Origin of the sequence: Marivirga lumbricoides (assembly GCF_014636295.1) — a bacterium.
GTDB lineage: Bacteria > Bacteroidota > Bacteroidia > Cytophagales > Cyclobacteriaceae > Marivirga > Marivirga lumbricoides.
Window position 1 is genome coordinate 84,953 of sequence record NZ_BMEC01000008.1, and the last position, 19,847, is coordinate 104,799.

Consider the following 19,847-nt stretch of genomic DNA (forward strand, 5'->3'; position numbering starts at 1 on the left):
TTTTTTGTTCAGGGTTTGATAATAATTACGCTTTTATCAAAGACTTTCTTTTCAATATTGTTTCTACAAACTTTTTCTCATTTTCAGAATTGAAAATTTTATAAGGCAAATAAATAAACTGCGCTTTAGATAACACCAATATGAAAGCTTTCTTACTTTGCTTTGCAGATTTAATCTGATCCCACTTAACAGGCATGCCTTGTTTTGTGTTTAGCTTAATAAGAATTTGCTGTGAGGTAATTTCATAAGAAAGCTTTTCAAATAGAATTTTATACTGTTCCAATTGAGTTACTCCTGCAAACTGAATTACCCAAAACAAAAAGTAAAGCAAGAGTGCAATTCCTGTTCCTATAAACCACCAAATGCTAGGTGCCAGAAAGTAGCCACAGCATAGTGCAATTGCTATTAAACCTACCCACCATTGCTCTTTGACAATATTTTGTAATCCTGTTTTGATGTATGTGCCGTTATCCAGCTTATATTTTTTAGTTTTTACAAGCATTGCTTATTATTGATTTTAAATTTAATGAAGCATTGAATTTCAAGCTTCCTGAAATGGAGTGCAAATATATTTGATTTTATCTTATCAGGAAACCGCTTTTAGGCTGATATCTAAACTTTTATAAGAATGTGTTAATGCGCCAACTGAAATATAGTCAACGCCCGTTTCAGCAATTTTAGCGATAGTCTCTTCAGTAATGCCTCCGGAAGCCTCTGTTTCACAGGTTCCTCCGATTATTTTCACTGCCTCTTGCATCATTTCATTGCTCATATTATCCAGCATAATTACATCTACGCCTCCTGCATTTAAGGCTTCCCTCACCTCCTCAAGATTTCTGGTTTCTACTTCTATTCTTAACTGAAGTGATTTTTCTTTCAGATATGCTTTAGTAGCTTCAACAGCTTTGGTAATTCCTCCGGCAAAGTCATTATGGTTATCTTTCAACATAACCATGTCAAAAAGCCCATACCGATGGTTTTTGCCACCACCAATAGCCACTGCCCACTTTTCAGCTATCCTGAAATTGGGAGTGGTTTTGCGGGTATCCAGTAACCTGGCTTTGGTATGAGCTATCAAGGCACTTAAATGATTTGTGTAAGTTGCAATTCCACTCATTCTCTGCATACAGTTAAGCACTAACCTTTCTGCGCTGAGGATTGAAATAGCAGAGCCTGAAACTTTAAGGCCAACATCTCCATATTTAACTTTTTCACCGTCTTGAATAAAGACTTCCAAGTCCAATTCAGAATCTACCTTTTTGAAAATATGTTTTGCCATTTCTACACCAGCCAAAATTCCTTCGCCTTTAATAAGCAGTTGTGCGGTACTCTTTTTACCAGCAGGAATAGAAGCCAATGAGGAATGATCACCATCCTGAATATCTTCCATCAAGGCCTCTGCTATAAAATGATCTATTGCTTTGGGTGTTAAATATTGGTATGTCACTTTTTAAATTTTTATGTAAAGTTAACTTTTGATGTTCATTTCACCTTATTTCTATAATAAAGGTAGTATAATCTCACACACTACTCTCCATCACTTGCATTTCTTCGTGCCGAAGCATGGAAATCCAGCAGGAAGAGCGCCATTACAAAAAAGGGAACCATCACAATCCTATAGCGGGAGAGGGTTCCGAAATTGTACGTTGAAATACCAACACCAAAGGCAAATATAATAGAGAATAACAAGCAGAATAAAATAATGGGGGTTCTGACAGAGGCCATTACATCTGAAAATTTATTTCTCCACAAAAGCCTCGCAAATAGAAAAAATAGAAACAAGGCTTCTATAGCGGAAAGTAACATTAACGGATTGCTCACTTCCCAAATATAAGGTCTGAATAAAGCCACGTTTACTGCCTGCGGAGCTAACCTGATCATGCTCCCAAAAGTTCCGTCAAGTTCTCCCAAGGCATAACCTGATCCGGCATCTTTTCCTGTATAATATCTGATATCATAAGCTGTTACCTGTGCCGTTTCTGCAATTTTATCGAGCGCATATTTTTTGTTATCCTCTCCTGCTTTTAAGGCAACAAAATACGCCAGAAACAGCCCTATCGCTAACAGAACCGGGGCAATTAAAATTTTTACAACCATCGATGGGATTCTCTCAATTCTATAAATAAAGAACCAAAATATAAGCACCGGAGCCAGACTTAAAAGTATATATAGCTTTACAGAATAAATGACATAAACTGATAGCAAAACAATAAGGCTGTTAATTAAAATATTTTTTCGCTCAAAAAATATTTGCATAAAGGCATATACCAAAAAGCCAACAGCACCCAGGGTAATAGTATCCTTTAAAATGCCGGAGCCCCAAAAAAATACGGTGGGGATAAAAAATATAGCGATAGCGAAATGTCTTTTCAGCTCAGGGTAAATTTTGTAAAACCTCTGGTACATTAGCCAGAGTCCCCAAAATGAGAAAAAGGCAAAAAACAGGGCTATTGAGGAATAAGTATTTAATGTTATTAAACCAAAAACTGCAACAATCCTTACAATAAAATAGGAATTCGGGTCACGATACATCCAGATTCTGGAGGCATACTTATAAGTTTCAGGATCCCATTCTCCATTTGCTGTCAATAATTTTATCCCCTTGGAGAAATCATCCTGAAAAGCATCGAAGATATGTGAGGCGCCATGGGTAAAATAAGTAAAGGTGTCACCTCCTCCATAGTAAAACTGGTAAATTATGCCTACACCAATGGCACCAATCATTTTTAAAAGCAAGGCGGGGTAAAAATACTTTTTGGTTTCATCATCGGATGTTACCTCTCGCATAATATAAGCAAGCAGCATCAGCACTAAAAAAGTGATGGGTGTTATTATGAAATCCTGAGAAGACATCCGCCTTAAAATTACAATTCTTTCAGCTTATCTTTCGCATTATCAAAAACAGTTTCTCCTCTACTTGCTTTCTTTTTCGCTTTCTTATAATATTCTTTAGCCAGTTTCTTATCCCCTTGAGCCTCTGCAATTACACCTAAATGATAGATACTGTACAAATAGTAGCCTGCTTCTTCCTCATCAATGCTTTCAGAGAAGGTTATAGCCCTTTTATAATATTTTTTCGCTTCCTCTAATTTATTTGTTCGCTCATAAATCTGACCCAGAAAAAAACCTGCATACCTGCCTGAAGTAGGTCCATATCCGGTTTTTGCGCTGTCAATATTGTGGATAATCTCCAGGCATTCTGCTTCAGCAGAACTCATTCTGCCTGTAGAATAAAGCAAGCGGGCGTAGTATCGATGAAAATACGCATTCTGAGGAAATGTTTTATGAAGGTATTCTGCAAGTTGTAAACCCCGATAAACCTCCCCTTCCTCCACGGAAAGAATACGCATCAGAAAATACTGTGCTTCTGTTCGGGTATAAAAAGCCATTCTTGAAACTGTAGTAAGTTGCTTTATACCAAGCTCTTTATCTCCTTCATCAAACAACCTCAAAATGGGCTTAAGGATACCATAGTTTTCAGGAATCCATTCACGGTAATAGTTATAAAGGCCATCTCCAAATAAGAATTCCGGACTTAGATCTTTTTGACCTCTGCTCATTTCCAGGTAATTCAGTGAGCTTTTTGCTGCAAAAGCAGCTTTAGTCCAGCTCCCTCTTTCAGCATAAAGCCTTCCTTTAAATCCATGAATAGCGGAGAGAAAAAATGCTGCTTCAATATTTTCAGGTTCTCTTTCATGAATTTTTTCAGCAAAATATAAGGCAGTATCCATATACGCCAGCATAATACCATCTCGGGAGGTATTCTGAGGTTCAGGCATAATTTTCCACCACTCATTTAAGCCAAAAAGAAAATATGGCAAAGGATGTGCAGGAAACCTATACTTTAACCAGCGAAAGTCTTTTTCTGCCCTGGCATGCTCTGCATTGTATAGCGCATTTACAGAAGCCGTAACTTCCATTTGTATATACATGTTATTCATCAGGATAGAGCTATCCTGATGAATAACATATTGTGCTTCAGTGACTATTGGTGCTGAAAAAAAGAATATATAAAATATAAGGAGTTTTCTCATGTAGCTTATATGTTGGTTGGGCTTAACTGCAAAGTTGCAAATATTATACCGAATTGATTATTCAATCTTTAACAAGTTTTATCAAGCATTTATTCTTTAGGGTATGATATGGCTTGTTGAAGTATTGATTATAACAAAAAAAGCCCGAATTAACTCCGGGCCTTTCAAAATATTTAATCAAGTAAATTAAGCAATTTGCTTTTCCTTACGTTTCTTTATTTGTCGTCTCAAAGCTTCCACCGCATCATCTACCCCTGCCTCAAAGGAGTCCTTCTTTTCCTTTGCAAAAAGCTGAGCACCAGGAATATTAAGTTTAATCTCCACCAGCTTATTTTCATTCTGTGAGTCCTTATCAAGCCGAAGAAATACTTCTCCGTCAATAAAACGATCATAGAATGTTTCCAGCTTATCTACCCTTTTTTGGATAAAATCTAATAATTTGACGTCTGCGTCAAAGTGGATGGAATGCATTTGTAACTTCATGATTTTGTTTTTTAAAAGTTAAACTTACGCTTTAGGATGTGCCTGATCAAAAGCTGCTTTCAGCTTGTCAAGCGAATTATGGGTATAAACCTGCGTGGCTGCCAGACTGCTGTGTCCCAACAAATCCTTCACCGCATTAAGGTCTGCCCCTTTATTTAATAAATGTGTTGCAAAGGTATGCCTCAGTACGTGAGGGCTTCTTTTATCAATACTGGTGCATTGATCTAAATATTTTCTAACAACTCTGTATATCATCATCGGATACGCTTTCTCCCCTTTCAACGAAACAATTAAGGGATCATTATCTGTACTACTAAATACGTTTTTTTTAAAAGAAAGATATCTTTCTAACCGCTCATATAATGTTGCATGAAATGGAATAATCCGCTCTTTATTTCCTTTTCCCAGTACCTTCATTGTTCCACTTTTAAGATTAATATCATTCAAGGTGAGGCCAATTAATTCTGATAAACGAATTCCTGTGCCATAAAGCAATTCCAGAATGAATGCATCTCTCTGACCTTCAAAATCATCATCAAAGTCAAAAAGTGTTAAAAGATCGTTAATGTCCGTCTCATGCACAAACTGAGGTAAGTTTTTAGGTGATTTTAATGCCTGGATTTTTTGAACAGGATTATGATTAATCGCCTCTCTGGAAATAGCAAATTTGTAGAACATCCGTAGAGAAGCCATTTTGCGGTTAATGGAGCGAGGCGTTATTTTCTGTTGCATTAAAGCAACTATCCATGAACGGATGTGACGATGCTCTGCCTTTAAAAGATCTGTAAGTTGGTATTGATTTTCTAGAAAGGAAACAAATTGATGGAGATCAGATTGATAGGAAGTCAGTGTATTCACACTGTATCTCTTTTCAAATTGCAGGTATTTCAGAAAAGTATTAAGCATAAAAAAAGTTAGTATTCTTTCCCATACGGGTGAATACTAACTTAGTTAAAAGATTTGATAATAGCTAAAGAAATTAACTATCTAAATCCCTCATTTTTTGTCTATATGCTGCACGAATTACTTCTTTCCTTCTTTCAACTGAAGGTTTTACGAAGTGTTGACGAGCACGTACTTCTTTCAAAGCACCAGTCTTTTCAAACTTCTTCTTAAAGCGTTTCAATGCCTTATCGATTGATTCGTTTTCCTTTACGTTTATCTGGATCATATATTATACACCTCCTTCCGCGAGCGTTCTTAAAACTTTATCTATATATTTATTCCCGCCTGATTAAATATTGAGTAAGCGAGATTGTTTTAAGGACTGCAAAGGTACGGGGAATGTTTTGGGTTTGCAAATGTTTTATTTTATTGATTTACAATGTTTTGTTAAATACATAGGCCGCGTCCTGAGCAATTCATACTACTTCAATATAGACCGGCTAATTACCAGTTTTTGAATTTCAGAAGTACCTTCACCAATAGTACAAAGCTTAGAATCTCTGTAGAATTTCTCTACCGGATAATCTTTTGTATAGCCATAGCCTCCAAAAATTTGAACTGCCTCGGTAGAAATTCTCACTGCAGCTTCAGAAGCATGGTATTTAGCCATCGCAGACTGTTTGTTCACGCTCATTCCTCGGTTTTTTAAATCAGCAGCCTGAAAAGTGAGTAATTTAGCAGCTTCCAACTCTGTAGCCATATCCGCCAATTTGAAAGCAATACCCTGAAACTTTGATATGGGCTGATTGAACTGATGTCTTTCCTGACTATAAGCCAATGCCGCATCATATGCACCTTGAGCAATTCCCAGTGAAAGTGCAGCAATTGAAATTCTTCCTCCATCTAATACTTTCATCGACTGAATAAAGCCATGACCTACTTCCCCTAAAATGTTATCTTTATGTACTCTGCAATCTTCAAAAATCATTTCAGCTGTTTCTGAAAGACGCATTCCTAATTTATTTTCTTTTCTACCTCCTCTAAAGCCTTCTGTACCACGTTCAACTACGAAAGCTGTCATGCCATGTGAGTCGCCTATTTCACCAGTTCTAACAATCACTACAGCAACATCTCCTGATTTACCATGTGTTATCCAGTTTTTTGCCCCATTGATTACCCAATAGTCACCATCCTGCTCAGCGGTAGTTTTCATGTTACCTGCATCTGAACCTGTATTAGGCTCCGTTAAGCCCCATGCACCAATCCATTCAGCAGTAGCCAATTTAGGCAACCACTTTTTCTTTTGTTCCTCATTACCAAACTGCAAAATATGACCTGTGCATAAAGAGTTATGCGCAGCCATAGATAACCCTATGGAAGGATCTACTTTGGATAGTTCTAAAATAGCTGTAACATATTCTTCATAGCCAAACCCCGAACCACCATATTCCTGAGGAACCAAAACACCCATTAAGCCTAATTCACCCAATTTTTTCATCACTTCTACCGGAAAATATTGCTCTTCGTCCCACTGGTCTCTATGAGGAGTAATTTCCTTTGCCCCGAAGTCTCTGATCATTTGGGCAATCATCTGCTGGTTCTCATTCAATCCAAAGTCCATAAAATATTGCTGTTAGTTGATGTATTATTTATTTAATCCTAAAGATAAGGAACATTGCTGTATTTACCCAACTAACATTAGTTAGGCAAAAAAGGTTGTGACAATTCCCCGCATATTTTTCAGTAGCCTACTTAGTTTAAGCACATTAAAGGTCATGGTATTCAGAATTATAAATATATTGCCAGTAAGTTTCGATACAGCCAGAAGAAATGGAGTCAGCACTAGTTAAAAAAATTGTTTCAGGGGATATTCAAGCGTTTGAAATGCTTTTTAATGACTATTATAAACGGCTCGCTTACTTTGCATTTAAATACCTCGAAGATAAAGATAGCGCTGAGGATGTGGTTCAGGAATTATTTTCAAAACTATGGTTAAACAGGCATCAACTCTCCATTGAAACTTCTTTAAACGCTTATTTATATGGTGCGGTAAGAAATGCATGTTTAAACCAGCTTCAGCATCAGAAAATAAAAGAAAATTATGTTGCAGCAGCTTCCGGTTCATCGGCAGTATATGAAGCATTACTTCCTGATCAAATTGACGCTAATAATTTAAGTCTACTCATTCAAAGTTGTATCATTGATTTGCCTCCTGAAAGGCAAAAAATTTTCTTAATGAGTAGAGAACATGATCTAAAATATAAAGAAATAGCCGATCAGCTAGGTATTTCGGTTAAAACAGTTGAGGCTCAAATGGGTAAGGCCCTCAGGTTTTTAAGAGAGAGACTAAAAGAGTACTTAGTGGTATGGACCATTATTTTGCTCAAATCGATAATCTATTTATAGATGAGTAAGGGTAAACTAAGTTTGGTTTGTCTTTAATAATAGAGTTTATGGAAAATCCGGAAAATAATATTGATGATGCACTTTTGGCAAAGTACCTGGATGGTTCTACTTCCTCTCAGGAAAATGAGCACATTGAATTGTGGCTAGCCAAAAGCCTTGAAAACAAGAAACTCTTTGATCAATTTAAAGAAATCTGGTTTCAAAGTGAAGCAGCTAAATACAATACTGATTTAGATTTTAATGAAAAAGCAGCTTTCAAAAGTGTTCTATCCCGAATTGAAGAAAAAGACTCAAGTGCTCAGGAGTCCATTGCGAAATCCCGCTCACTATTACCTTCATGGTTCACCCGTATTGCTGCCATTTTAGTAATAGGAATAGGTATTTACTTTGTTTACAATAACCTTCAGTCTTCAAAATCGGAAGTACTGGTAAGCGCTATCAAAGAGAGCACAGAAATTACACTACCTGATAGCTCTGTTGTTAACCTGAACATACAGAGTAAACTTGTTTACAATAATGACTTTAAACATAACAGAAACCTCTCGTTATCAGGTGAAGCCTTTTTTGAAGTGGAAAAGAAAGAAAACTTACCTTTCATCATTCAGGCAGGCAAGCTGGAAGTAAAAGTGGTAGGGACATCATTCTATATCATAGCACGTGAAAATGATAACTTCATAGAAGTTGGTGTGAAAAGTGGCATTGTTGAAGTGAAGGAAAAAGCGTCTGGAGAGCTAATTACTCTTAAGAAAGGTGAGTCTTTGACTTATAATAAGAACTCCCAATCCTTTAAGCGATCTGAAAGCTTCAGCAATAATCAACTCTTTTGGAAAACAGGAGTGCTGGAATTTGATAACCAGCCACTTAACCAGGTATTTTTAGCGCTTGAAAAAGCTTATGAAAAGGAAATTATCTATCAGGAAACAGAAGTTAAAAACTGCATATTTACAGGCCGTTTTAAAAATGCCACTTTAAAAGAAATTATAGATCAATTGCAAATCAGTTTTAATATTGAGGCATCAATGGGAGAGAAAGTTGTTATCAGAGGTAAAGGTTGTGAAGAATGAAAATGAGTCACATGGCAAGAATATTTATCTTGTTGCTGATGGCATGGAACGTTTCAGCACAAAGCCGACCCCCCTTACTCGACAGAAGCCTTTCACTCCATTTCATCCGTATACCTCTTCAAGAAGCTCTCTTTACGATTTCAAAAGAGGCTGACTTTAATCTATCCTATAACTCAAGCATTATCCCTTCGGATAGTGTTATAAATTACCATTGTGATAAGGAAAAATTGTCTGAAATCCTCTCGTTCATTTTACCTGCAAGAGTAGATATTAAAACATCCGGAAATAGTGTAATCTTATTAAGAAAACCGGAAGGCGAGCTTAAAAAGAAAACTTTTGTAATTACAGGGAAGGTGACAGATTCAAAAAGCAAAAAAGCACTTGAGAAAGTAACCGTACTGGATGTTTATGGTTCTGAATCTACTTTAACCGATGCTTCAGGCAATTTTGAGCTTCGACTATCCTATAAATATAAAGAGTTGGTATTATCAATCAGCAAAAATGGATATGCCGATTCATCCGTTCTATTGTCCCCAAAAAAACAAGAACTTACTCTTCAACTCATTAAAACAAAAAGCCGATCTAATGAAATTCCTCTCCCAAAAATTGAAAATATCCCAGTAAAACCTGTAGAAGCTTATCCTTTAAGTAAGTTGATGATACCTCCACTACTTGTAACCCACTCTAAAAACATTCAAGGTTATACTAAAAGAAAAATTCAGCTTTCCTTAACTCCGGGTTTGAGTAGCAATTTGAAAATTGCAGGGACGGTTAAAAATGATATCTCTATTAATTTAATAGGAGGATACAATTATGGAGTAGAGATTTTAGAAATAGGTGGTGCATTTAATATTAACAGAACAAATGTAAATGGCGTACAACTTGCAGGAATGGCAAACCTGGTAGGTGAAAGCGTATATGGACTGCAAATTTCAGGAGCTTTTAATGCGACTAAAGGCAGGCAAAGTGGCACACAGATAGCAGGTTTGGGAAACCTCAACATGAACGATTTTGTAGGCGTGCAGTTAGGAGGAGGCTATAACCAGAGCAAAAACTTAAAAGGAACACAAATAGCCGGGGCTGTTAACATTGCTGATACTTTATCAGGCCTACAGCTATCCCCCTCTTTCAATAAAAGTAAACTTCTGGAAGGAGTGCAAATATGCTCCGGATTAAATATGACTGAAACTTTAGAGGGGGTACAAATCGGAATAATTAACCTTGCTAAACAGCAAAAAGGCTTCCAACTAGGGTTGATTAATGTTAATAAATCATCTGAAGGTATTTCTATTGGCCTTCTCAACTTCGTTGAAAACCGAAAGTTTCCCAGGCTAGGTTTTGCCATTCAATAATAATTAAAAAAAATCCATACCTGGAATAAGGGTAAAGTCTAACCTGGCTGTCATAAGACTAAACACAAAATACAGTCTTATGAAAATGATTAAACTATTCCTTCAATTAATGTTAATGATATTAATTGCTTGTACAGCAAACAGCGTATCTGCTCAAGAATTAACACAAACAATCAGAGGCAGAATAATTGATGCTGATTCCAAGTCTCCAGTTGCTTTTGCAAACATTGTGGTAGTAGGTTCTCAACCTATTTTAGGAGCTAATTCTGATGTTGATGGCTATTTTAAAATTGAAAAAGTGCCTGTGGGTAGGGCAACTATTGGCATAAGCTATATAGGCTACGAAAACAAGGTGATACCAAATTTGGTAGTCATTTCGGGAAAAGAAACTGTGCTGGATGTTGAAATGAAAGAAACTTTTGAAACATTAAACGAAGTTACAGTTTCCGCCAGACAGCATAAATCAGAAGTTAATAATGAAATGGCACAGGTTTCTTCCAGAAGCTTATCAGTGGAGGAGTCCAAACGTTATGCAGGAGGAATAGGTGATCCTGCAAGATTAGTTTCTTCCTTTGCAGGCGTAGGCTCTACCGGAGAGGGCAATAATGATATCATTGTAAGAGGGAACAACCCTCGCTTTATTCAGTGGAAGTTGGAAGGTACAGAGATTCCAAATCCAAATCATTTTTCACAGGAAGGCTTAACAGGAGGTCCTATAAATGCATTAAACAGCCAAATGCTGGCAAATTCTGAATTTTATACTGGCGCGTTTGCTCCTGAATATGGAAATGCTTTATCTGGTATTTTCGATATGAGATTAAGAAAAGGTAACAGTGAAAAAAGGGAGCACTCTTTTTCTATTGGAGTGCTAGGAACTGATATTACTACAGAAGGACCTTTCAAAAAAGGAGGGAAAAGCAGCTATTTAATTAATTACAGGTACTCCACACTTGCAATCATCAGCAGTTTAGGCTTTCTTGATTTTGGCGGTGTACCTAAATACCAGGATGTTTCATTTAAAATATTCATTCCTACTGAAAAAGCCGGCACTTTTTCTTTCTTTGGTTTGGGCGGATTAAATAATATCAAATCCGAGTACGCTGACCCGGAAAATGAAGACATCATCAATGAAGAATTTCAGCAAAGTGGGCAACTAGGTATAGCAGGGATCAATCACCTGATTAATCTCAACAAAAAAGCTTATATCAGCTCTACCCTTTCTTACTCCAATAATGGCACCGAGTATAGCAGTGCCAGAATATACGACTCTTCTGCTCTTCAGGAAGATCAAAGCGCAAATACCAATAATAATATATTCCGTTTGAATACAAGTTTCAATTACAAACTTAATAACCGCCACCAATTTCAAATTGGGTCTGTCAATTCGCACTTTAGTTTTAATTTTAATAGCAGGTATTTTGACAGTGCTGCCGATCAATTTATTCAGGCACAAGATGTAGCAGGAACAGCCAGTTTATACCAATCATTTATTACCTGGAAATGGCGTGCTTCTGAAAAACTGAGCCTTGTTAATGGAATTCATAGCCAAAACACATCCCAAAATAATGAAATAACTTTTGAGCCAAGAAGCTCTTTACGTTACCAGTTACCTAAAGGACAAGCTATTACCGCGGGCATTGGAATACATAGCAATATGAGTTCTCTTAGTAACTATTATACTATTGTTTATGATACGGAAGGTAATAAAACCACTCCAAATTCTTCCCTAAAACTTCTTAAAGCCAGGCATTATGTGATGGGATATGAAAACAAACTCTCCAAAAACCTATTTTTAAAGGTAGAGGGTTACTATCAGGATCTATACGATATACCTGTGGAAAAAGGCAATAGCAGCTATTCACTGGTTAATCAAACTTATGAATTTTCAGACAGGATTTTAGTAAATGAAGGGAAAGGGAGAAATATCGGGCTTGAGTTGACACTTGAAAGGTATTTCTCTAACAACTATTACTTCCTTATAACCGGTTCCTTATTTGATTCAAAGTACAAAGCCAGTGATGATAAATGGAGAGATACCAGATTCAATGGAAATTATATAGCCAATGGCTTATTCGGTAAAGAATTTACCGTGGGTAAAAACAATAATAACATACTCGGCATTAATTCAAAACTTAGTTTATTAGGTGCAAGAAGAATAATGGAGGTTGATTTGGATAAATCTGTAGAAGAGGGAACCGCTGTTTATGATGAATTAAACGCTTTTGCAAAAAGAGGAGAAGATATTTTCAGCTTAAATATCGCTATTAACTATCGCATTAATAAGCCTCAAGTAAGTCATGAATTTAAAATAGATATCCAAAATATAACCAACAATACTTCAGTAATAGACTATTACTACAATGATGTGAACAAAAGTATAGAAGAAGTAGAACAGTTACCTATGTTACCTGTTTTGAGTTATACCCTCAATTTTTAATCTTCTTTATAAGAGAGATGAATAAATATATCCAACTCCGTAAAATTGCTGAAGTATTTCACATATATGGCATTAGCCTGGCAGGTAAAAATAGACATATTAACCTATACAATGACCTTAAAATGCAACACCTATTTGTAGTAGGATTAATTTTTGAACTGGAACTGGTTTCCCAAAAAGAATTAGATGATATACATGTATCTTCTGTAGAAACCCCATGTCAAATTATTGAAAAGTTGGTTTGAACAAGAGAGAGGAAGCGCAATTCAGCATCCTCCCTCCTTCCTATTTGTTAATTAACTAAAATCTAACAGACAAGAATATAATGCTCAAGGCTGATTTAACCAGGTAATAGCTTCTTCTCTTGAATTAAAGTTTTTCTTAGGCATTCCACTCTCTTGAGCTACTCCATTAAGCTGTAATTCTGCCGCTTTTACCTTTTGTAACTCTGCGACTTTCTTCACACCTGCATTAGTAATTATTTGTTGTGCTTCGAGATGAATATCCCGCACTTCTCCGGGATGAATAGACATTTGAGTAACATCGGTTAAGAGAGTAAACCCCGGTTTTAGTATACCAACAGCTTTTTTACAATCTTCCAGATAGGAAGGAACATCATCAGGCGTTCTCCAGAATCCTACGATAGTTAAAAAAGCACGATTGCTAACAAGATCTAATCGAATTGTATATTCCTTATTTTCTGCAATTGTGATCATTTTAAAAAGTTTGAGTAATGTGATTTGCAATAAAATGATTTTTAATAGGCACTTTTGTGTAAATACACCTATTTCGACCATTCCACATAATTTATCGACAAGAAAATGGAGGTTTTTTACATTGTTTTGGGCTTTTTGGGGTTTAGCGTATTCTTAGGCTATATCCGGCCTTGGTGGGTGCTTTGGTGGCACTCGGCTCCTAATCGTTTAAGAGTACTTAAATATTACGGTCTGCCATTTGTAGGTTTATTGGTTTTTTATCTTTTTGCAAAGTAAAAGCCGCTTGGATTCATCTTGCAAAGTACAGGCAAAAATGTAATACTCACCGCCATCTTTAATTCCCAATTTTTTCTTTAAATCAGCTACAGGCATTGGGAAATTTCTGGTACTCAGGTTTACTTTCATATCGGGTAATATTTTTTTCAAAGCTTTTTTATTTACCTGAATGATTTCATGTAATAGAAAGCTTCTGCCGGGAAAATCTTTCAAAGTATCAGAGGCAGTAAAAAGTTGGGTATTGGGATGCAGCTTTTGAATAGCAAATGCTTTGGCCAATGCTTTAAAAAGTCCCGATTTCATTAGGGATGGAGAGGGCTCAAATATATATTTTTGAGGCATTGAATAGTGAACAATGGAGGTTTCCTCTTCTACCCTGTTTGCTTCAAAATGCTTCTTTACTTCTCCATCATCACTCAGTAAAACAGCCTTAATTGAAGGATTTGTTGTTTTCTCTTTTCGAAGATGAAATAAAAGTTCACGGACCTCACCTTTCCATTCCAGCACATACACATTCCTGACATAACCTTTCAAGTCTTCCACACCTTGGGAGATATCCAGCATGGGTGCTCCTTTCACCAGTAAATTCTCGCATTTATTTAAAATATCCGGTAATAAAATGGTTAAATCCGGGCTGCAATCTTGCCAGCGAGATACCTTCTTCTGATTCTGATCTCTTCGGGCAGGATCTACATAAATCCAATCGAAATGAACTCCTGTTTCCGCTAAGAACTGAGCTGCTTCCTGATGGTGTATGACAATATTTTTCTTTAGTTGCTGAAAATTATAGGCTGCCAGCTCACATAAATGAGTCTGCTGTTCTACGTAAATAACATTATCAAATTGTTGAGAAAGGTAGTAGGTATCAATACCAAAACCTCCACTGAGGTCTGCAAAATGCCTCCCTTTTACTAAAGATGCTTTAAATTTAGCTGTAGCTTCTGAGCTACACTGCTCCATTGAGAGAGCCGGGGGAAAAATAATTTCAGGATGATTATACCATTCCGGCAATTTATCTTTTGCTTTTTTTCTGGCAGCTATTTGCTCTGCAATTTCTTTTATGGGCCAATCAGGAAATTGCTTAGCCCGTAAAACCAAATGAGCAGGGTTCTCCTGCTCATTTTCTCTAACAAATTTTAATATTTCATTTAAAGATTTATGCTCTCTCAAAGCCATAAGGGTGCACCAAGCTATGTTTCACCATATATTCTGCTATCTGAACGGCATTTGTAGCAGCTCCTTTTCTTAGGTTATCTGCTACAATCCACATATTTAGTGAGTTAGGGTGAGACTCGTCTCTTCTTAAACGACCCACAAAAACTTCATCCTTTCCATGTGCATTTAAAGGTAGAGGGTAGACATTATTTTTAGGATCATCCTGCAGCACTACACCATCAGTATTACTGAGGAGCTTTTTCACTTCTGCTATGTCAAAATCTTTCTCAAAAGTAACGTTTACTGACTCTGAATGCCCTCCCATTACCGGTAAACGAACACAGGTAGCTGAGACACCGATAGAATCATCACTAAAGATTTTACGCGTTTCGTTCACCATCTTCATTTCCTCTTTAGTGTAATCGTTATCTAAAAACACATCAATATGAGGAAGCGCATTCATATCTATTGGATGAGGATACACCTTCTTCGCCTCTTTTCCTGCTCTCTCATCCATCAGCTGATCAACAGCATCCTTTCCCGTTCCTGTCACAGACTGATAAGTAGAAACTACTATACGCTTAATTTTATATTTTTTATGTAAAGGAGCCAATGCTAATACCATTTGAATAGTAGAGCAATTAGGATTAGCTATAATTCTATGATCTATTTTTAATTCCCCGGCATTTATCTCAGGAACAATTAATTTTATCCGCTCATTCATCCTCCAGGCAGAGCTGTTATCAACCACCACAGTGCCTATTTCACTGAATTTGGGAGCCCACTCTAATGAAGTTCCTCCTCCGGCAGAAAATAAAGCCAGGTCCGGTTTCGCTTCCAATGTATCTTCTAAAGTAATTACTGTGTACTCCTTACCCTTAAAAGTCATCTTTTTACCTGCTGATTTGGCAGAGGCTACTAATAATAACTCATCGAAAGGAAAGTTTCTTTCTTCAAGAACTTTTAACATCTCGCCACCGACCAAACCAGTGGCTCCCACTACGGCAATTTTCATTTTATTAAATTTTAGTATACATTGGTAATAATTTCACCCGAAACTGAAATAGAACAATTCACTTTGAGAACTGTCTATTGCAAAAGTAAAATAATTTGATGAATAAGAACAGCAATTAATTATGACAATCAAAGGTTTATTGTCAATACTTCTAATTAACCTCCCATTTTCAACCAGCCTTGCACAAGTTGTAAAAGACGAATTTACAGATGGCAATTTTACTGAAAACCCTATATGGCAATCAACTCATGCTTCATTCAAAGTAAATGAAAATTTACAATTGCAGCTTGATTTTACGAGTGATAACCTAGAACCTGCTTATATTTCCACTTCTTTTGATTCAACTAATTTAGAGGACAAAGAATGGCGATTCGATATAAAGCTGGATTTTGCTCCATCAGCATCTAATAAAGTAGTAATCTACTTAGCAAGCAGCAATTCGAATCTACTCGATTTTAAAAATACAGGAAGTTTACAAGAAGGCTATTTTTTAGAAATTGGAGAGAATGGTTCTAATGATGCCGTTAGTTTATTTTACAGGAATGGAAGCTCTACAGAATTAATAGCACGAGGTATTGACGGACAGTTTTCAAATGCTTTTGAAGTAAGAATCAGGGTTAGAAGAGACGCAGAAGCAAACTGGGAAATTGCAGTAGCTGATTTTGGAAGCGAAAATTTTACAGTCACAGCTACTGGTACGGACAGTCAATTCAATATTGCAGAAAACCTGGGTTTTATTTGCTATTTCACTTCCTCCAGAAAAAACAAATTTTACTTCGACAACGTCTATTTTGGTGATTTTATATTCGACACCACTCCTCCGGAAATTATTTCCAATACTGTTAAAAGCAGTAATTCATTGCAATTATTAGCCTCGGAGGCTATTGACCCGGCAACGGCAATCAATGCCAATTTTAGCCTAAGCCCGGGAAATATCATGCCTGAAAATGTAACTTTAAACCGTGATTCCATTTCTTTACAATTCGCTTCCAACTTTATAAGCGGAACTGAATATTTTCTTTCTGTAATTAATCTTTCGGATTTATCTGGAAACATTATGAAGGACTCTACAATCACTTTTTTGTACTTTGAGGTAGAGGAAGCTGAAGAAAGAGATATCGTTATCAGTGAATTTTTCGCTGATCCTACTCCAACAATGGGATTACCGGAAGCGGAATTTGTAGAACTCTATAATCGATCAGATAAATACATATCTCTCGAAAACTGGAAAATTTCAGATAATACCAGTTCAGAAGGGTTGCTCCCGGAATTTATCTTAGCCCCTCAGCAATTTGTGATTTTAACAGCTTCTTCATCTTTAGGAGACTACCAGACATTCGGGCAAACTATCTCTCCTTCCAGATGGCCAGCACTAAACAATAGTGGAGATAGCATTACTATTTTTTCAAGCAAAAAAAAGGTAATTGATGCACTCGCGTATACTTCAGAATGGTACCAGGACGAAGAAAAAGCAGAAGGAGGTTATTCCTTAGAGCTAATTAATCCCAACTTAAATTGCTTTGATGCCAGCAATTGGATTGCCTCAGAAAGTGCAAATGGTGGAACACCCGGAAATATTAATAGTGTAAATAATGCTAGTTTCACTGGTACTGCTCCTAAAATCACAAATTTTAATATCTCCGGAAAAGACAGTCTGACAATTATTTTTGATAAATCAATGGATTTAAATTCATTAGAAATTGCTACTTATAGCATTAATCCAGCCCTTGCAGTTGAAGAAATTATTGTTTCTCCGGAAGAACAAAATAGAGTGCTATTGATTTTATCTGATGGATTTATCGTAGGAGAAACCTATACTGTTTCAGTTAATAGTGTGGTTGATTGTAATGGTAACTCTGCTGAAAACCTCTCATTTGAGTTTATATTTGACAATGTAGCTCCTGCTGTATCTGAATTAATCTTTTTGTCCGATAGTATTTTACTTATTCAGTTTGATGAGCCATTGGAAATTAATTCTGCTGAAGATATAGAACATTTTAATCTTTCGCCTGAAACAATTATCAATGAAGCAACTCTTTTCAGTAAAAATGAAATAATATTAGTTTTCAGAAAAGCGCTTGTACAAGATCAACAATATGATCTTACTATTTCGGGAGTGGCTGATGTGTTTGGAAATACTATCATAAATAATACAAGCTCATTCATTTTTAAAGCCCCTCTTCAGGCAGGTTTCAATGACTTACTCATCACTGAAGTTATGGCCAAGCCTATTCCTGATCAGGTTTTGCCAAATGCAGAATATTTCGAAATATATAATACCACTAATCGAACAATTTCATTATCAGGATTAAAATACAGCGACTCAAGAGATACACTTGAGTTAGGTTTAGACTATATTAAGCCGAACGAGTATTTAATTGTATGTCCTAATTCTAATATCCACTTTTTTAAGCCCTATGGCAGAGTTATGGGAATAAGTCCATGGCTCAACTTAAATAATTCTGGTGATGAATTAAGCCTCTATACTTCAGGTTTTCAAACTATTCATCAGGTCTTCTACAATGATTCATGGTATAAAGAAGATTTTAAGAAAGAAGAGGGTGGCTGGTCTCTGGAAATGATAGACACAAACAACCCGTGTGAAGGGTTTTCAAACTGGACTGCTTCCAGAGCTAAAATAAAAGGGACTCCCGGTGCTGAAAATTCTGTCAAAGAAGATAACAGGGACTCCTTCGGCCCGGAAATTGAAAAAGCTTTTGCACCCTCAGAAACTGTAGTGATTGTTTATTTTAATGAACCAATAAATCCGGAAAAACTTAGAGTTGATCAATTCTCTATTGAACCACTTATACCAATTTTCCAAGTAAATATGGTCTCCTCCAAAGTAATTCGAATAGAACTGGAGGAGAACATAAAACTTAAAACTGCTTATACACTCTCTGCCAATAATTTGACCGACTGTGCCGGTAATATTATTGATGCGGAAAATAGTGTGACTTTTTCTCTAGTGGAAGAAGCCATCCAGAATGATATTGTGTTAAATGAAATTTTATATGACCCACGTAGAGGAGGCGTAGATTTTATAGAGCTTTACAATCGATCAGATAAATACATCAACCTTAGGAATTGGCTATTGAAAGGCCCAACTGGAGAAGTTGTACCTTTCCCTGATGACAATATAGTAATGGCTCCGGGAGACATTTTAGCAATTACCACTGATGTCACAACCCTGGTGGCCCAATATCCTAATTCCGCTCAACAAGAAAATATAGTGTCTGCTGATTTACCCGCCTTTCCTAATAAATATGGGAGGGCAGAAATAATTTCAGCATCAGGAAATCTGAAAGAGTCTTTTAACTACTCAGATGATCTTCATGTCCCCTTCCTTCGCACTGTAGATGGTGTCTCTTTGGAAAGAATTTCACCTGAAGCTGCAATTGAAGCTGCAGATTCATGGGTATCTGCAGCTTCAGCATCAGGCTATGCCACACCAGGTGCAATAAACTCCCGATTAACGGATGAAAATATCAGCTTTGGAACTGTAAAGGCTAATCCTAAAACTTTTGCTCATAATGCTCCCGGAAGGAATTATACGCTTATTAATTATGAGATAGAAGATGCTGGAAATCTTGCTACAATAAAAGTTTTTGATGTGAGTGGTACTCTTATTAAAACTTTAGCGAATAACGAAACATTAAATACTACTGGTTTTTACCGCTGGGATGGAGATGATGACCAAGGACGAAAAGTACGTACAGGCTATTATGTCATCTATTTTGAACTGTTTTCCGGTAATGGCAATACGCAGGTTATTAAAGAGCGAGTAGCCGTGGGTGCCAACTTTTAAACTATTTTTACAACCCTTCCAACCTTTGCCACAATTCCTGTGTCATTGAAAGTATAAGGTTTTGGTTGAAATCTTTCTGTGAATGGCTGGTTACCGTTCATAGTTTTATGGTTGTAGGCGAAAAGGGTAGCTCTTATGCTACCCTTTTCTGTTTTCCGGTTATTATTTTTAGGCAAAAAAATAGCCGAAGACATCTGCCTTCGGCTACTGAAATGA

At 36.6% G+C, this 19,847-nt stretch carries 17 protein-coding genes; 6 read left to right on the forward strand and 11 right to left on the reverse strand.

The features are described 5' to 3' along the window. Positions 1-25: 25 nt before the first annotated feature. From IEV85_RS13065 to IEV85_RS13100, 8 genes are all read right to left on the reverse strand, one after another. Positions 26-502 carry a YcxB family protein gene (locus tag IEV85_RS13065; RefSeq protein WP_188464051.1) on the reverse strand — a complete coding sequence of 159 codons (477 nt, stop codon included), beginning with the start codon at positions 500-502 and terminating at the stop codon, positions 26-28. 84 nt (positions 503-586) lie between these two features. Further along, positions 587-1,447, reverse strand: coding sequence for a carboxylating nicotinate-nucleotide diphosphorylase (gene nadC, locus IEV85_RS13070; protein ID WP_188464053.1), 861 nt, complete (start codon positions 1,445-1,447; stop codon positions 587-589). Between the two features lie 80 nt (positions 1,448-1,527). Further along, entirely contained in the window at positions 1,528-2,853 is a 1,326-nt protein-coding gene (locus IEV85_RS13075) for a hypothetical protein (protein ID WP_188464055.1), read from the reverse strand. 11 nt (positions 2,854-2,864) lie between these two features. Next, entirely contained in the window at positions 2,865-4,034 is a 1,170-nt protein-coding gene (locus IEV85_RS13080; protein ID WP_188464058.1) for a tetratricopeptide repeat protein, read from the reverse strand. A 186-nt stretch (positions 4,035-4,220) separates the two neighbouring features. Beyond that, positions 4,221-4,517, reverse strand: coding sequence for a ribosome hibernation-promoting factor, HPF/YfiA family (gene hpf / locus IEV85_RS13085; RefSeq protein ID WP_188464061.1), 297 nt, complete (start codon positions 4,515-4,517; stop codon positions 4,221-4,223). A 24-nt stretch (positions 4,518-4,541) separates the two neighbouring features. Next, positions 4,542-5,423, reverse strand: a complete 882-nt coding sequence (locus tag IEV85_RS13090; protein WP_188464063.1) for a tyrosine-type recombinase/integrase — start codon at positions 5,421-5,423, stop codon at positions 4,542-4,544. Positions 5,424-5,496: 73 nt separating this feature from the next. Beyond that, positions 5,497-5,688: a 30S ribosomal protein S21 gene (gene rpsU / locus IEV85_RS13095; RefSeq protein WP_188464065.1), complete on the reverse strand. Its 192-nt coding sequence runs from the start codon at positions 5,686-5,688 to the stop codon at positions 5,497-5,499. Positions 5,689-5,883: 195 nt separating this feature from the next. Next, positions 5,884-7,023, reverse strand: coding sequence for an acyl-CoA dehydrogenase (locus tag IEV85_RS13100; protein WP_188464067.1), 1,140 nt, complete (start codon positions 7,021-7,023; stop codon positions 5,884-5,886). A 209-nt stretch (positions 7,024-7,232) separates the two neighbouring features. On the opposite strand from IEV85_RS13100, the gene IEV85_RS13105 reads away from it, so the two are divergent. From IEV85_RS13105 to IEV85_RS13125, 5 genes are all read left to right on the forward strand, one after another. After that, positions 7,233-7,808 carry an RNA polymerase sigma-70 factor gene (locus IEV85_RS13105; RefSeq protein ID WP_188464069.1) on the forward strand — a complete coding sequence of 192 codons (576 nt, stop codon included), beginning with the start codon at positions 7,233-7,235 and terminating at the stop codon, positions 7,806-7,808. 47 nt (positions 7,809-7,855) lie between these two features. Next, positions 7,856-8,872 (forward strand): FecR family protein, encoded by a 1,017-nt coding sequence (locus IEV85_RS13110; protein ID WP_188464071.1) that lies wholly within the window; start codon positions 7,856-7,858, stop codon positions 8,870-8,872. An 11-nt stretch (positions 8,873-8,883) separates the two neighbouring features. Continuing rightward, the gene (locus tag IEV85_RS13115) at positions 8,884-10,224 is read left to right on the forward strand and encodes a carboxypeptidase-like regulatory domain-containing protein (protein WP_188464073.1); all 1,341 of its coding nucleotides are present in this window, start codon (positions 8,884-8,886) and stop codon (positions 10,222-10,224) included. Between the two features lie 79 nt (positions 10,225-10,303). Next, positions 10,304-12,661, forward strand: coding sequence for a TonB-dependent receptor (locus IEV85_RS13120; RefSeq protein WP_229712585.1), 2,358 nt, complete (start codon positions 10,304-10,306; stop codon positions 12,659-12,661). Between the two features lie 17 nt (positions 12,662-12,678). Beyond that, positions 12,679-12,906, forward strand: coding sequence for an acyl carrier protein (locus IEV85_RS13125; protein ID WP_188464075.1), 228 nt, complete (start codon positions 12,679-12,681; stop codon positions 12,904-12,906). Between the two features lie 84 nt (positions 12,907-12,990). Here the strand turns inward: IEV85_RS13125 and IEV85_RS13130 are convergent, their stop codons facing one another. From IEV85_RS13130 to IEV85_RS13140, 3 genes are all read right to left on the reverse strand, one after another. After that, entirely contained in the window at positions 12,991-13,458 is a 468-nt protein-coding gene (locus IEV85_RS13130) for a hypothetical protein (RefSeq protein ID WP_229712586.1), read from the reverse strand. A gap of 165 nt (positions 13,459-13,623) precedes the next feature. Next, a complete protein-coding gene (locus IEV85_RS13135) occupies positions 13,624-14,829 on the reverse strand; it encodes a class I SAM-dependent methyltransferase (RefSeq protein WP_229712587.1) in 1,206 nt (401 codons plus the stop codon). Beyond that, positions 14,810-15,823 carry an aspartate-semialdehyde dehydrogenase gene (locus IEV85_RS13140; RefSeq protein WP_188464079.1) on the reverse strand — a complete coding sequence of 338 codons (1,014 nt, stop codon included), beginning with the start codon at positions 15,821-15,823 and terminating at the stop codon, positions 14,810-14,812. The genes IEV85_RS13135 and IEV85_RS13140 overlap by 20 nt, the downstream gene beginning before the upstream one ends. A gap of 121 nt (positions 15,824-15,944) precedes the next feature. Here IEV85_RS13140 and IEV85_RS13145 point away from each other — a divergent pair, with 121 nt between their 5' ends. Further along, on the forward strand, positions 15,945-19,631 hold the full coding sequence (locus tag IEV85_RS13145; protein WP_188464081.1) for a lamin tail domain-containing protein: 3,687 nt from the start codon (positions 15,945-15,947) through the stop codon (positions 19,629-19,631). Positions 19,632-19,847: the final 216 nt, after the last annotated feature.

Coding starts and splice junctions, on each gene's coding strand:
- IEV85_RS13065 (WP_188464051.1), bottom strand. CDS start 502: ATGCTTGTAAAAACTAAAAAATATAAGCTGGATAACGGCACATACATC.
- IEV85_RS13075 (WP_188464055.1), bottom strand. CDS start 2,853: ATGTCTTCTCAGGATTTCATAATAACACCCATCACTTTTTTAGTGCTG.
- IEV85_RS13080 (WP_188464058.1), bottom strand. CDS start 4,034: ATGAGAAAACTCCTTATATTTTATATATTCTTTTTTTCAGCACCAATA.
- hpf (WP_188464061.1), bottom strand. CDS start 4,517: ATGAAGTTACAAATGCATTCCATCCACTTTGACGCAGACGTCAAATTA.
- IEV85_RS13090 (WP_188464063.1), bottom strand. CDS start 5,423: ATGCTTAATACTTTTCTGAAATACCTGCAATTTGAAAAGAGATACAGT.
- rpsU (WP_188464065.1), bottom strand. CDS start 5,688: ATGATCCAGATAAACGTAAAGGAAAACGAATCAATCGATAAGGCATTG.
- IEV85_RS13100 (WP_188464067.1), bottom strand. CDS start 7,023: ATGGACTTTGGATTGAATGAGAACCAGCAGATGATTGCCCAAATGATC.
- IEV85_RS13105 (WP_188464069.1), top strand. CDS start 7,233: ATGGAGTCAGCACTAGTTAAAAAAATTGTTTCAGGGGATATTCAAGCG.
- IEV85_RS13110 (WP_188464071.1), top strand. CDS start 7,856: ATGGAAAATCCGGAAAATAATATTGATGATGCACTTTTGGCAAAGTAC.
- IEV85_RS13115 (WP_188464073.1), top strand. CDS start 8,884: ATGGCAAGAATATTTATCTTGTTGCTGATGGCATGGAACGTTTCAGCA.
- IEV85_RS13120 (WP_229712585.1), top strand. CDS start 10,304: ATGAAAATGATTAAACTATTCCTTCAATTAATGTTAATGATATTAATT.
- IEV85_RS13125 (WP_188464075.1), top strand. CDS start 12,679: ATGAATAAATATATCCAACTCCGTAAAATTGCTGAAGTATTTCACATA.
- IEV85_RS13130 (WP_229712586.1), bottom strand. CDS start 13,458: ATGGTCGAAATAGGTGTATTTACACAAAAGTGCCTATTAAAAATCATT.
- IEV85_RS13135 (WP_229712587.1), bottom strand. CDS start 14,829: ATGGCTTTGAGAGAGCATAAATCTTTAAATGAAATATTAAAATTTGTT.
- IEV85_RS13140 (WP_188464079.1), bottom strand. CDS start 15,823: ATGAAAATTGCCGTAGTGGGAGCCACTGGTTTGGTCGGTGGCGAGATG.
- IEV85_RS13145 (WP_188464081.1), top strand. CDS start 15,945: ATGACAATCAAAGGTTTATTGTCAATACTTCTAATTAACCTCCCATTT.